This is a genomic window from Nitratireductor aquibiodomus, assembly GCF_900105565.1.
In the GTDB taxonomy this organism is placed as follows: Bacteria; Pseudomonadota; Alphaproteobacteria; order Rhizobiales; family Rhizobiaceae; genus Nitratireductor; species Nitratireductor aquibiodomus.
On the sequence record NZ_FNSL01000001.1, the window covers coordinates 1,041,814 to 1,053,775 of the forward strand.

Below are 11,962 nucleotides of genomic sequence, written 5' to 3' on the forward strand. Positions count from 1 at the left end.
GAAACCGATCCGATCAGCGAATCACCGGGCAGCGCGGCGCACGGGCAAACACCACGTGCTGACGCCCCCAGTGGGTGCGTCCGGCCACGCGGATGATGTTGCGGTTGGCCCTCACGATGCGGGCACGGCGCAACCCCATGCGTTCTGCCTTGCGAACCGCCTGACGCGGCGAGCAGGCACGATAATGGCGGCGAGGACGTTCGGCTCTATGGCTGCGTCCGCTATTGCCATAGACATAACCGCCCGACGGGCCGCCAATACCAAAGCCGAAATAGAGACTGTCCGCCTGAGCCGTGGCGGGCGCTGCCGCCAGAGTGCCCAGCCCGATCATTGCGGAAAGAGTGGCGATCTTCAGTTTCTGAAACATGGTGCTCTCCTTGCTGGTTCGGGACCCTCACGCCCCTTCATGGAGATCACAATGTCAAACCGCGCCTGAACGGTTCGCGAATGTGCCGTTCATACCGTGTTCAGCGACCCGCCGACAAAGCCGCAAGCCATTGCGTCCTGTTGCGCTGCTCGGTGATGCGCGTGATTTCGCCGCCATCGATTTCGAAGAACATGCCACCCGGCAGCGCATAGGTCTGTCCGGTAGCCTCCGGCAAACCCTCCGCCCTCGTCCGATAGGTGCCGCGGACGGTGAACTCCGCTGCCACACGCACACCGCCCGGCGCGCTCATGACGGCGATGTCGGCAAGGCGTTCATCGAAATGCCGCGCCGCAAGCCCCAGATGCCAGCGCAGTTTCTCGCGGCCAATCTCCCGCTCCCGGTCAAAGGGATCATGCGCCACATCCTCGCTGACCAGCGCCAGCGCCGCATCGTGATCACTGGCGTTCAATGCATCCAGATAGGATTGCACCAGGCCGTGCGCCTCTTCGTTGGACATGCTCGTCGCTCCTCGTTCATCGCTCGTTCCGGAAGAAAATACCGCATCCCGTCTATGGTTCCTCATCCAGGATGAAGGCGAAATAATCCTCCGCCTCGGCCAGTTCGTCCTCGCTCGCCTTCACGCGGCCGCGCATGGAGATACCGGCCTCGTGCACCGTGTTGGGGTCGCCGGAAACAAGCGGGTGCCACCACGGCAGTTCCTTCCCCTCCGCCACCAGGCGATAGCCGCACGTGCTGGGCAGCCAGGGAATGGTTCCCACATTGTCGGGTGTGAGCCGCACACAGTCTGGAACGCGCTTCAGCCTGTTCTGGTAGTCGCTGCACCGGCATGTACCGCCATCGAAAAGGCGGCATCCCACGCTCGTCCAGTAAATCTCGCCTGTCTCCTCATCCTCGAGCTTGGCGAGACAGCATTTGCCGCAGCCGTCGCACAGGGCCTCCCATTCCCGGTCGTTCAACTCCGCGAGCGTCTTGGTCTTCCAGAATTCTTTCATCGTCATCATCGAGCTTTGGACCGCCGCGCATCGCGCGTCAAGCGCCGTTTCAGGCCGCATTTCCGCCACGCCCCCGCCACCATCACGCCATGGTTTCACACGCTCCGGTATCAATCGCGCGCGAAAGGGAACCGAACGTCGTCGAAGCGGTTAAGCCGGCGATGGGACGCCTGCACACAGGAGAAAATCTATGTCGACGCGAAAGCGGATCATGACGACAACCGCCCTTGGCCTGCTGATTGCCGCCACACCGCTGGCGATGCAGCGGAGCCTTGCAGTCGAGCGTTCTGCCGACATGGTGCTAGCACAGGCAGAAAAGCCCGAAGGCATGACGGAAGAGGCCTGGCGCGCGCTCTTGAAGAAGCGGGGCGGCGAGGCTCAGGAAGAAGAGGAGCCGGCTGAAGAAGAAGCCGCCCCGGCAACCGAACCGGAGAATGCACCGGAGGTAGAAGCCGTCCCGCCGGCGCCCGAACCCACCCAGCCCGCCGCCGAGGAGGAAGTGCCCGCGGAGCCTCCGATCGAGACACCTGAGGACATGGAAAGCGCTCCCGCGATGGAAGAGCCGACCCAACCGGAGAGCGAGGCTGCACCAGAGGAAGTCCCTGCCGAAACCGAAGCACCGGAAGAGCAGGCTCCCACCCCGATTGAGTCAGAGGCCGAGGAAGAAGCACCCCCGGCAGAGGATGCTCCTGCTGAGGATGAGCCTGTCGAATCCGAACCCGAAGCGGCACCGAAAGAAGCCCCAGCCGAAACGGAAGCATCGGAAGAACCCGCACCTTCGCCTCCTGAAGATGAAGCTGCTGAAGAACCGGCGTCCACTGCCGAGCCGCCTGCTACAGAGATGGAGAAGACCGCTCCGACCGCCGGCGAGCGGCCCAAGGCAGAGGGCGAAGCTGTCCCGCAGGCACCCGAAACCACGGAACCGGCCGATGACAAAAGGCCGGCAACCGATGCGGGCGAGCCGCAGGAAGAACCGGAAGCAGGTGCCCGACCTGAACAACAGGACTCCGAGCCTCTGCCTGAAAACGCCGCTCCGGTTCTCGACAGTGCAAAGGAGCCGGAGGCAGATGGCGAAGCACAGCCCCGCTCCGAAACCGAAGCACCTGAGGCAGACAGCGGCGAAGCTCCCGCAGAAGCACGCAGGGCACCTCCCCCCGAGAGCGATGCCGAGGCGCAGGCAGATGCTGTCAACGCGGAAACGCTTCGCACCGAGATCCGCAATATCCTTGAAGAGCAGGGTCAGCGCATCGAGATGGGTGCTACCCGGGAGGAACGCAGCGAGCGCCGGCGTGAACTTCGCCAGCGGCGCGAGGACGCCGAGGTGGTGCGTGAATTCAACGACAACCGCACCATCATCCAGATCAACAATCAGGTGTTCGTTGAAAGCCAGGACAGCGACCGTCTCATCCGTGACGATGACGAGGTTTTCTACGAAGAGCTGCCGCGCGGTCGCGTGCGCGAGGTTGTCACACGGCCCAATGGCGTCCGCCTGATCACCGTCCGCAACCGCTATGGCGATGTCATCCGCCGGGTGCGCATCGCTCCGGATGGGCGTGAGCAGGTTCTCGTTTTCGTGCCGGACGAGCGGCTGGACACGGTCGACCGCTGGCGCGACCCGGCCCGCGACCTGCCCCCGCTCCGGCTGACGATCCCGGTCAGCGACTACATTCTTGAGGCCGAGCAGGTTGAGGACCCCGACCGCTACTATACCTTCCTGGAGAAGCCGCCGGTCGAACGGGTTCGGCGCATGTACTCGCTTGAAGAGGTGAAGCGTTCGGCCCGCGTGCGCGACATGGTGCGCCGTGTCGATCTCGACACGATCGAATTCGCTTTCGGCTCGGCCGATATCGAAGAAAGCGAGATAGACGAGCTCGAGGCAATCGCCACGGCGATCGAGCGCATGCTCGACGAGAACCCGGCCGAAACCTTCCTGATCGAAGGCCACACGGATGCGGTCGGTTCGGACCTGGCCAATCTGGCGCTGTCAGATCGCAGGGCCGAATCCGTTGCCCGCGCTCTGACGGATGTGTTTGGCATCCCGCCTGAAAACCTTGTCACACAGGGCTATGGAGAGCGCTATCTGAAGATCGATACCCAGGAGCGCGAGCGCGAAAACCGGCGCGTGGCCCTACGGCGGATCACCCCGCTTGTCGCCCCGGTCGCCAGTGCCAACTAACCCGTGAGCGCTTTGCGCCTGGTGCCTTGAGAAAGGCAGGCGAAAGGAGCCCGGCCGGAAACTCCCTCCTCCGGCCGGGTTTTTGTTCTGGCATTGCGTACAATCGCTTCTGGAGTTTCCAGCCAGAACAGGAATGCTTTAGAGATCGACAGATATGTTCAAAGGAGTTCTCCCGTGACTTCGAAGCGCCTGGGCGGCGTTATCGCCGCCGTTCCCACCCCCGTGACAGAAAACGGCGAGCCCGACACGGCACGGTTCCTGCGCCATGCGGAATGGGCCCTCGACAATGGATGCCACGCCTTGAATGTCCTCGGCACCACAGGCGAAGCCAATTCGTTCTCACCCAGGCAACGCATGGCGCTCATGGAAGCCGCCGCCAGTGCTATCGATCGCGCCCGGTTGATGGTGGGCACGGGAACCCCTGATCTGGAGACGACCATAGCGCTCACCCGCCGTGCGCACGATCTGGGCTTTGCCGCCGCGCTCGTTCTGCCACCCTACTACTACAAGGGCGTCAGCGACGACGGCCTGTTCGCCTGGTTTGAGCGCCTTGTCGCAGCCACATCCGGCAACACCATTCCCATCTATCTCTACAATTTCCCGCAGATGACAGGCCTCACTTTTTCGCCGGTTCTCGCCCGGCGCCTGAAAGAGGCCTTTCCCGACCGGATTGCCGGTGCCAAGGACAGTTCGGGCGATCTCGACTACGCATCTGAACTCGCCAGGATCGACAGTTTCGATGTCTTCCCGAGCAACGAGGCCGCACTTTCCAGGGCAGAAGCGGAAGGCTATGCCGGTTGCATCTCGGCCACCGCCAGCGTAACCGCACCGCTCGCCGCCAAATTATGGGCCGAGCCCACCAACGACGACGCGCTTGAAGCCGCATCGAGCGCCCGCACCGCGATTTCCGCGCAGCCGCTCATTCCCGCCGTAAAATACCTGACGGCAAGACTGCACGATGATACCGGCTTCGCTCTGCCACTCCTGCCGCACATGCCGCTTACCGACGCGCAGAAAGCGGCCCTGGACGAAATCCCTCTCTAAAACAGCGAAACGGCAGCTCCGCATTGCGGAACTGCCGTTTTTTCTTCACTGGAGCCGTGCGAAGTGAATGGCTGCGCGTCAGCCCGCCTTCTCACCCAGTTCCGAGATACCGCCATTGGCCGCAGACCATTCGAGCGGCTGGTTCAGGAACTTCTCCACCTCATCGAGCGTCTTCTCGTCGAACAGTTTCTCCGTGCGCGCAACCTGCAACACGTCCCACCAGGTGGTGAGATAGTGAAGACGCATACCCGCATCCTCCAACCGCTTGGGCGTATCCGGAAAAATCCCGTAGTAGAACACGGCGAATGTATCGGTCACTTCGGCGCCCGCCTTGCGCACCGCCTCGGCGAATTTCAGCTTGCTGCCGCCATCCGTGGTCAGATCCTCCACCAGGAGCAGCCGCGCACCCTCGTTCAGATTGCCTTCGATCTGTGCATCCCGGCCAAAACCCTTGGGCTTCTTGCGCACATAGAGCATGGGCAGGCCGAGCTTGTCGGAGAGCCAGGCGGCAAACGGGATACCCGCCGTCTCGCCACCGGCCACCGCATCGAACTTCTCGAAGCCGGCATCACGCAGCACAACAGAGGCCGCGAAGTCCATGATTGCCGAGCGAATACGCGGATAGGAAATGAGTTTCCGGCAATCGATATAGACCGGGCTCTTGAGCCCCGACGTGAAGGTGTAGGGTTCATCGGCCCGGAAATGAACCGCCTTGATCTCGATCAGCATCTTGGCCACGGTCTCGGCAATCAGGGCGCGGTCGGGGAATGTGTTGGCGAACATGGCTGGCTCTCGTTTGGTGACGCGGCTTTCAGCTATCAGGATTGAACGCCGGGCGGAAGTTTTTCCGACAATATTCCGGTGGATGGCTTTGCACCATCCGTCCCACAATTTTCTCGACGCATCGTGTCGGAATGCGGCAAGGTTCGCCGTCTTCCAATCGAGAAAGGAACCGGAATGCTCTACGCGATTCTCTGCTATCACAATGAAGACGTCGTCATGTCCTGGTCCCAGGAAGAGGACGATGCAGTGCTTGCCAAGCGTCGGCGGGTTCAGAAGGAGCTTGTCGATACGGACCGTATGGGGCCGGCAATCCGGTTGATGCCCACTTCAGCGGCAACGACGCTCCGCGCTTCCGGCAACGAGCACCTGGTGCTCGATGGCCCCTTCGCAGAGACCAAGGAACAGTTACTCGGCTTCTACGTCGTCGATTGCGAGAACCTGGAAGAGGTTGTCGATTTCGCCAAACGCATGAAGGAAGGCGAGAGCGTGACCTTCGAGATCCGTCCGGTACAGATTTTTGAGAAAGGCAACCTGCCTGAAAGGGAACCGTCCGCCAAATGACCGAACTGGCCTGGATCGAGAATGCACTGACCAGCGCGCGCCCGCAGGCAATGGGCGCGCTCCTGCGCTATTTCCGCGACCTCGACCGGGCCGAGGAAGCTTTCCAGGAGGCGTGTCTCCGGGCCCTGAAGAACTGGCCGGTCAAGGGTCCGCCGCGCGACCCGACCGCCTGGCTGATTTTTGTCGGCCGCAATGCGGCGCTCGACGGTGTGCGGCGCGACAGCCGCAACACCGCATTGCCGCCTGAAGACAGGATATCGGATATCGAAGATGCCGAAGCCGATATGGCCGAGCGGCTGGACGATGCGCATTACCGGGACGACATCCTGCGGCTGATGTTCGTGTGCTGCCATCCCGACCTGCCCGCGACCCAGCAGGTGGCGCTTGCTTTGCGCATCGTCTCAGGTCTGAGCGTGCGAGAGATTGCGAGCGCCTTTCTGGTTGGCGAAAAGGCGATGGAACAGCGCATCACCCGCGCCAAACGCCGGGTTGCCGAGGCAAATGTTCCCTTTGCGGCACCCGACGCCGTCGAGCGCTCGAAGCGGCTCGGTTCGGTCGCCGCGATGATCTACCTGGTCTTCAACGAAGGTTATTCGGCGACCAGCGGCGCGGACGTCGTGCGCGCCTCGCTATGCGATGAAGCGATCCGGCTTGCCCGCCTGCTGTTGCGGCTCTTCCCCTCCGAACCCGAGATCATGGGGCTCCTCGCCCTGATGCTTCTCCAGCACGCCCGCAGCGCCGCCCGCATGGATGCGGATGGCAATGCCGTTCTGCTCGACGACCAGGACCGCACGCTCTGGAACCGCACCGGCATTGAGGAGGGTCTGGCCCTGGTGGACAAGGCTTTGCGCCACGGACGGCCAGGCCCCTATCAGGTGCAGGCGGCGATTGCGGCACTTCACGCCCGCGCCCGCACGCCTGAGGAAACCGACTGGGAGGAGATAGATCTTCTCTACCAGATGCTCGAAAGCCAGACACCCTCACCCGTCATCACGCTCAACCGTTCCGTAGCCATATCGAAAATCCGGGGGCCTGAGGCCGCGCTGCAGTTGATCGCCCCTTTGGCCGAGCGCCTGTCAGGCTATTTCTATTTCCACGGCGTGCGCGGCGCCTATCTGAGCGAGATCGGGCGCACGGAAGAAGCGCGCGAAGCGTTCGACCGTGCCATCGCACTTGCCCGCACGCCGGCCGAAGCCGCGCATATCCGCCAGCACCTCGACCGGCTGGCAGTGAAAACCCGGGCCATCTGAGCCCCGCTGAAAAAATTCAGACAGCTTGTCGGATACGCCGGTCATCATTCGTCCTGATGACAAGTCCCGATATCCGGGCCTTGGCATCAGGAGAAAATCATGTCCGAAACACATGTCGTTGCAGATGAACAGGAAATGCCGAAGACACTCGGCGGCGTCGTCCCCTATCTCATGGTTGATGGCGCCTCGAAGGCCGCCGAATTCTACAGACAGGCCTTTGCTGCCGAAGAAGTCTTCCGCCAGCCGGAAGACGAGAACGGCCGCACCATGCACATTCATCTCTACATTCACGGCGGTTCGCTCATGTTGAGCGATGCCTATCCGGAATATGGACAGGAATTGCGCGACCATGCCGGATACACGCTGACCCTTGCAGTCGACGATGTCGACGGCTGGTGGGCGCGTGCAGTCGGTGCCGGCATGGAAGTCATCATGCCTCTGGAACGCATGTTCTGGGGAGATCGCTACGGCCAGCTCCGCGACCCGTTCGGCGTAACCTGGGCCATCGTCGGGAAGTAACCCCGCGTCCCTGGAACGCTGGCTCACCTTCTCTCGCGGCGCATGGCCCTTCCCCAGGTGCTCCCCAAGCCCCGGGGCCTTTCCGCGCCGCGATGGGCGGCCGGGGGGCGAAAAACATCCCCGGCCGTTTTCTCCCTGTCGCTTTACAGGAACGCCTGCCACGCACTAGGCTGTGTCGGCAAGGGATCGAGAGGCGTTGCCACATCCCTCTTCGCCGACGCAGAGCGCTATGCCGCGTCAACATCTTCTCACACAAAAGCGATTGAGAGACAGACATGAGCCAGGTCAAAAGCGGCGATGTCGTGCGCATTCATTACACGGGCAAGCTGGCCGACGGCACGCAGTTTGATTCCTCGGCCGGACGCGAACCGCTCGAGTTCAAGGTCGGCAGCGGCCAGATCATTCCCGGTCTCGACCGTCAGATTCAGGGCATGAAGCAGGGCGAGAGCGGTACCCTGAACATCCCCGCAGCGGAAGCCTATGGCGCACGCGACGAAAACCAGGTGCAGGTCGTGCCCCGCTCGGCGCTGCCGCCGGAGCTCGACGTGCAGGTCGGTTCCAACCTTCAGGCTACCACCCAGGACGGAAATCAGATTTCCCTCACGGTGGTCGGCGTGGGTGATGATGAAATCACTGTCGACGCCAATCACCCCCTGGCTGGACACGATCTGGTCTTCGACATCGAAGTCGTCGAGATCGTCGGTGCCTGAATAGAACAATACGGAAGCCGCCGGTGCATTGGCACCGCGGCTCCCGGGTTCGCCATGTAGCCTTACTGCGGAATCGCGTCCGACGAATACTGATCGGCGAATTCCGCGGACGGCGGGATTGGTTTGATGACGTCGATCAGCACGCCGTTCGGATCGGCGGTGATGAAGTGACGCTGGCCGAACGCCTCATCGCGCAGTTCCAGCAGGACCGGAAGCCCCGCCCCTTTCAGCCGATCATATTCGGCATCCACGTCTTCTACCTCAAAATTCAGGATCAGACCTGAAACCTGCCCCCGTCCGCTTTCCGGCACCGTCGCGTGCGTACCGTCCAGAATGGCAAGATTGACGCTGGGGTCGTTCCTCGACTGGAGATGGACATACCAGTCCGCCTCAAAGGCGGGCTGAAAGCCGAAATGCGCGCAGTAAAACGCTGCTGTTTCGGCGACTTTGCCTGTCATGATGACGGGGTAGTAGCTGGTAATTTTCATCGGCGTGGTTCCTGTTGGCGTTGCGCGCAACTGCATGTCCTGCTTCTTGCGACTGGTAAAACGCTTGCAATCGCCAGTCTCCGCTATAAACATACAGACTGCATGTATCATCAATTAACATACAGGCTGCATGTATGCAACAGGAAACAACCCGACGCACCAACCGCGAACGCAGTGAGGAAACCCGTGACAGGCTCATTCAGGCCGCCCGACGCCTTTTCGTGGAAAAATCCTACGCGGAAACGGGAACACCGGAGATTGTCCGTGAAGCCGGTGTCACGCGGGGCGCGCTTTACCACCACTTTGCCGACAAGCAGACCCTGTTCGCCGCTGTCGCCGAACGCGAAGCGAGGGTTGTGGCCGAGGAGATCGAGCGAAACACGGTCGGCTCTCCGTCAGCCACCGCCTCCCTGATCGAAGGCGGGAAAGCCTATCTCAAGGCGATGGCCGAACCCGGGCGGACACGCCTTCTGCTGCTTGATGGGCCTGCCGTTCTTGGCAGAAGCGGAATGGATGAAATCGACAACCGCCACGGCAACAGGACCCTGCGTGAAGGACTACAGGCGGCCATCGAGGCCGGGCAGATCCGCAGACTGCCTCTCGACGCATTGACGGGCCTGCTGGGCGCGGCATTCGACCGGGCGGCACTGGCGATCGATGCCGGTGCGGACGCCGCTGACTATCAGGCGGGCCTCGCCGGCCTGATCGAGGGGCTGGCTCCGGCCTCATAGGCGCTCATTTCTTCTCCTTGCCCGCCCTGCCCCCGGCATCCCGCGCCGGGTTGGGAACCTCGACCCTGAGACCGGCAACGAGTTCGCGCGCTGCTGAAAAGAACTCCCGGTAGAGGATCGAGACAAAGAGCAAAACACTGACGCCGATGGCCGCCCAACCGGAGACGAACCAGGCAATCATGCCCAGTGAGAAGTAATAGGCCCGGATGCCCTGGTTGAAATTGCGCGCCGCAATCGTGTTGAGCGCGGCCATGACGTAGATTTCCTCAGGGTCGCATTCATCCGCCTCGTCCGCCGCCCCGAGCATGATGCAGAAATGGTTGAATTGCCGCAGCGAGAGTGTGAAGGACAGGAACGCCATCACGAACATCACGAGAAACAGCACAAGGTGCCGCTCAACGGCCGCTTTCGAAATCTCCTGCGCCGGCTGCATGACCGAGACGGCTTCCACCACGGCGCTGATCTGGCCGAACACCGCGATCAAGGCCAGAATGATGAGCACGGTGGTTGAGGCAAAGAAGGAGACCGCCCCCATGAGATTGCCCGAAAGGATTGCATCCATCGGCGTCTCGCGCCGCACGGCATTGCGCACCCAGCGATGGCGCTGCGCCCCCATGATGATGGAAAGCGAAGGCCGCCGCTTTTCCAGCCAGCTTGCAAAGACGGTGTAGAACCCCCAGCAGAAAATGGGAAAAAGCGATGCAGCGAGTGTCAATATAAAAGCCTTTGAGCCCTGTTGACCGCGAACGGCAAGTCTGACCGAACCGGCGCCGATGGTCCAGTCACCCAGCGCTTTTTGAGCATCGGACCGAAAAGTGGAACCCGGTTTTCGGGTTATTCCGATGCTCCACTAATAATTTAGATCGTCCTTTGTGCGTCCGGATGGACGCACGGCGATCTAGTGCATCGGACCGAAAAGTGGAACCCGGTTTTCGGGTTATTCCGATGCTCCATTAATAATTTAGATCGTCCTTTGCACGTCCTGATGGACGCACGACGATCTAAAGACTGTGGGAGGCTGAAAGCTCCTCGCCCGGTCAGCCGAAAATCTGGTCGCCCTGTTCGTCGATGACCTGGCGGCCCTTGCGGATAGCCTGTTCCGCGGCGAGATCAGCACTTGGAAAACGGTCCGCACGCACCAGACGGTGCTCCCGGCGAACGCCGTCCACCTCTTTCCAGATCACCGCACATGTCTGAAACTGCCCGCCCTCGGAGAAGGGCGTCGGCTGGATCATGAATCCCTTGTGCTCCACCGCGTCCCCCATGGGCTTGCCTTCACCCGCCTCGGATGTGCCCGCTCCACCTCCAAACAGGCGCTTTAGAAATGACATGCGCTTACTCCCGTTGTTGTCGTAGCTTATCGCGTTTTACCCTCACCCGCACGCCGGTGAAACAGGAAGAACACAGCTTGTTCAGGCGAGATGCAGAACCACGTGGCGCCTGTGTGGATGGACCCGGTGCTCGAACAGATAAATTCCCTGCCACGTGCCCAGTGTCAGCCGGCCGTTCATGACCGGTATGCCGATGGAGGTTTGTGTCAGAGCCGCCTTGATATGGGCCGGCATGTCGTCGGTCCCTTCAATGCGGTGAACCACCCACGACATGGACGCATCGGTGGATGGCGGCACGAGCCTGCTGAAAAAGGCCTGCAGATCCCGCTTCACATCCGGGTCGGCGTTTTCCTGAATGATCAGCGAACAGGATGTATGCCGAACGAACAGCGTCAGGAGACCGGCATCGACGCCCGCCTCCCTCACGAAACGGTCGACCCTGTCGGTAAACTCATAGAGCCCCGTCCCTGCAGTCGAAACGGAGAGGATCGTCTGTTGCATGATGCCGTGGTGCCCCCGGGGAGCAAACCTGTCAAGCTTAACCGGGAAAGCTGGGTTGAGAACTCATCTTACAGCGCCGCGCGTCTTATAAGACGCGCAAAGGACGCTGTAACACTTTCAAATGATGCATGTTCGTTGTCTTTCAAATGAATTCGTTTGAAAGCGACATGCATTAGCCAAGCGAACTGATGATCTCGATATAGGCCGCTTCCGGAAACGCTTTCATCACCTGTGTACGAACGTTGCCACCCATACCGATGGTGAGCGCAAAGCGCGCCGCAACCGCGTCGTCTGGAGCCTCCGCGACGACGACCATGTCATGGGCGCCCATGGTGAGATAGAATGCTCTGAGGGTTCCGCCCATCTGTGAAAGCACGGCCTTTGCGGCCTCAAGCCGCTTGGGCGATTCCTTCACGCTCTTTATGCCCTGGTCGGTCCAGTTGAGCAGAATGACGTAGGTGGTCATATCGCACCTCCCTCCGGCAGGG

Annotated in this window: 16 protein-coding genes; 7 read left to right on the forward strand and 9 right to left on the reverse strand. The window is 61.4% G+C overall.

Going from position 1 to position 11,962, the window contains the following annotated elements; translation table 11 throughout:
- Nucleotides 1–13: 13 nt before the first annotated feature.
- The 3 genes from BLW55_RS04890 to BLW55_RS04900 all read right to left on the reverse strand — a co-directional run bounded on the left by BLW55_RS04890 (nucleotide 14) and on the right by BLW55_RS04900 (nucleotide 1,380).
- Nucleotides 14–367: a hypothetical protein gene (locus tag BLW55_RS04890; RefSeq protein ID WP_090327127.1), complete on the reverse strand. Its 354-nt coding sequence runs from the start codon at nucleotides 365–367 to the stop codon at nucleotides 14–16.
- A 100-nt stretch (nucleotides 368–467) separates the two neighbouring features.
- Nucleotides 468–884 (reverse strand): ketosteroid isomerase-related protein, encoded by a 417-nt coding sequence (locus BLW55_RS04895; protein ID WP_090327130.1) that lies wholly within the window; start codon nucleotides 882–884, stop codon nucleotides 468–470.
- A gap of 52 nt (nucleotides 885–936) precedes the next feature.
- Entirely contained in the window at nucleotides 937–1,380 is a 444-nt protein-coding gene (locus BLW55_RS04900; protein WP_025030661.1) for a YcgN family cysteine cluster protein, read from the reverse strand.
- Nucleotides 1,381–1,570: 190 nt separating this feature from the next.
- Between BLW55_RS04900 and BLW55_RS04905 the strand changes: the two genes are divergently transcribed.
- Nucleotides 1,571–3,556: an OmpA family protein gene (locus BLW55_RS04905; RefSeq protein WP_177175019.1), complete on the forward strand. Its 1,986-nt coding sequence runs from the start codon at nucleotides 1,571–1,573 to the stop codon at nucleotides 3,554–3,556.
- A gap of 174 nt (nucleotides 3,557–3,730) precedes the next feature.
- Nucleotides 3,731–4,600 (forward strand): dihydrodipicolinate synthase family protein, encoded by an 870-nt coding sequence (locus BLW55_RS04910; RefSeq protein WP_090327132.1) that lies wholly within the window; start codon nucleotides 3,731–3,733, stop codon nucleotides 4,598–4,600.
- 78 nt (nucleotides 4,601–4,678) lie between these two features.
- Here the strand turns inward: BLW55_RS04910 and BLW55_RS04915 are convergent, their stop codons facing one another.
- Nucleotides 4,679–5,383 carry an orotate phosphoribosyltransferase gene (locus tag BLW55_RS04915; RefSeq protein WP_007007494.1) on the reverse strand — a complete coding sequence of 235 codons (705 nt, stop codon included), beginning with the start codon at nucleotides 5,381–5,383 and terminating at the stop codon, nucleotides 4,679–4,681.
- 174 nt (nucleotides 5,384–5,557) lie between these two features.
- Here BLW55_RS04915 and BLW55_RS04920 point away from each other — a divergent pair, with 174 nt between their 5' ends.
- From BLW55_RS04920 to BLW55_RS04935, 4 genes are all read left to right on the forward strand, one after another.
- A complete protein-coding gene (locus BLW55_RS04920) occupies nucleotides 5,558–5,944 on the forward strand; it encodes a YciI family protein (RefSeq protein WP_007007493.1) in 387 nt (128 codons plus the stop codon).
- Nucleotides 5,941–7,194: an RNA polymerase sigma factor gene (locus tag BLW55_RS04925; RefSeq protein ID WP_090327135.1), complete on the forward strand. Its 1,254-nt coding sequence runs from the start codon at nucleotides 5,941–5,943 to the stop codon at nucleotides 7,192–7,194. Before BLW55_RS04920 ends, BLW55_RS04925 begins: the two co-directional genes overlap by 4 nt.
- A gap of 99 nt (nucleotides 7,195–7,293) precedes the next feature.
- Nucleotides 7,294–7,713 (forward strand): VOC family protein, encoded by a 420-nt coding sequence (locus BLW55_RS04930; protein ID WP_007007491.1) that lies wholly within the window; start codon nucleotides 7,294–7,296, stop codon nucleotides 7,711–7,713.
- A 275-nt stretch (nucleotides 7,714–7,988) separates the two neighbouring features.
- The gene (locus BLW55_RS04935; RefSeq protein ID WP_007007490.1) at nucleotides 7,989–8,423 is read left to right on the forward strand and encodes an FKBP-type peptidyl-prolyl cis-trans isomerase; all 435 of its coding nucleotides are present in this window, start codon (nucleotides 7,989–7,991) and stop codon (nucleotides 8,421–8,423) included.
- Nucleotides 8,424–8,485: 62 nt separating this feature from the next.
- Here the strand turns inward: BLW55_RS04935 and BLW55_RS04940 are convergent, their stop codons facing one another.
- On the reverse strand, nucleotides 8,486–8,911 hold the full coding sequence (locus tag BLW55_RS04940; RefSeq protein ID WP_007007489.1) for a VOC family protein: 426 nt from the start codon (nucleotides 8,909–8,911) through the stop codon (nucleotides 8,486–8,488).
- Between the two features lie 134 nt (nucleotides 8,912–9,045).
- Between BLW55_RS04940 and BLW55_RS04945 the strand changes: the two genes are divergently transcribed.
- Nucleotides 9,046–9,642, forward strand: a complete 597-nt coding sequence (locus BLW55_RS04945) for a TetR/AcrR family transcriptional regulator (RefSeq protein WP_090327137.1) — start codon at nucleotides 9,046–9,048, stop codon at nucleotides 9,640–9,642.
- 4 nt (nucleotides 9,643–9,646) lie between these two features.
- Here BLW55_RS04945 and BLW55_RS04950 read toward each other — a convergent pair whose 3' ends face one another.
- The 4 genes from BLW55_RS04950 to BLW55_RS04965 form a co-directional block, all read right to left on the reverse strand.
- Nucleotides 9,647–10,357 (reverse strand): DUF599 domain-containing protein, encoded by a 711-nt coding sequence (locus tag BLW55_RS04950; protein WP_244508989.1) that lies wholly within the window; start codon nucleotides 10,355–10,357, stop codon nucleotides 9,647–9,649.
- A 322-nt stretch (nucleotides 10,358–10,679) separates the two neighbouring features.
- Nucleotides 10,680–10,973: an HlyU family transcriptional regulator gene (locus BLW55_RS04955; protein ID WP_065814871.1), complete on the reverse strand. Its 294-nt coding sequence runs from the start codon at nucleotides 10,971–10,973 to the stop codon at nucleotides 10,680–10,682.
- Nucleotides 10,974–11,054: 81 nt separating this feature from the next.
- Complete coding sequence (locus tag BLW55_RS04960) at nucleotides 11,055–11,474, reverse strand: secondary thiamine-phosphate synthase enzyme YjbQ (RefSeq protein WP_090327142.1); 420 nt, start codon at nucleotides 11,472–11,474, stop codon at nucleotides 11,055–11,057.
- 172 nt (nucleotides 11,475–11,646) lie between these two features.
- Nucleotides 11,647–11,940 (reverse strand): GYD domain-containing protein, encoded by a 294-nt coding sequence (locus tag BLW55_RS04965; protein ID WP_007007482.1) that lies wholly within the window; start codon nucleotides 11,938–11,940, stop codon nucleotides 11,647–11,649.
- Nucleotides 11,941–11,962 lie beyond the last annotated feature (22 nt).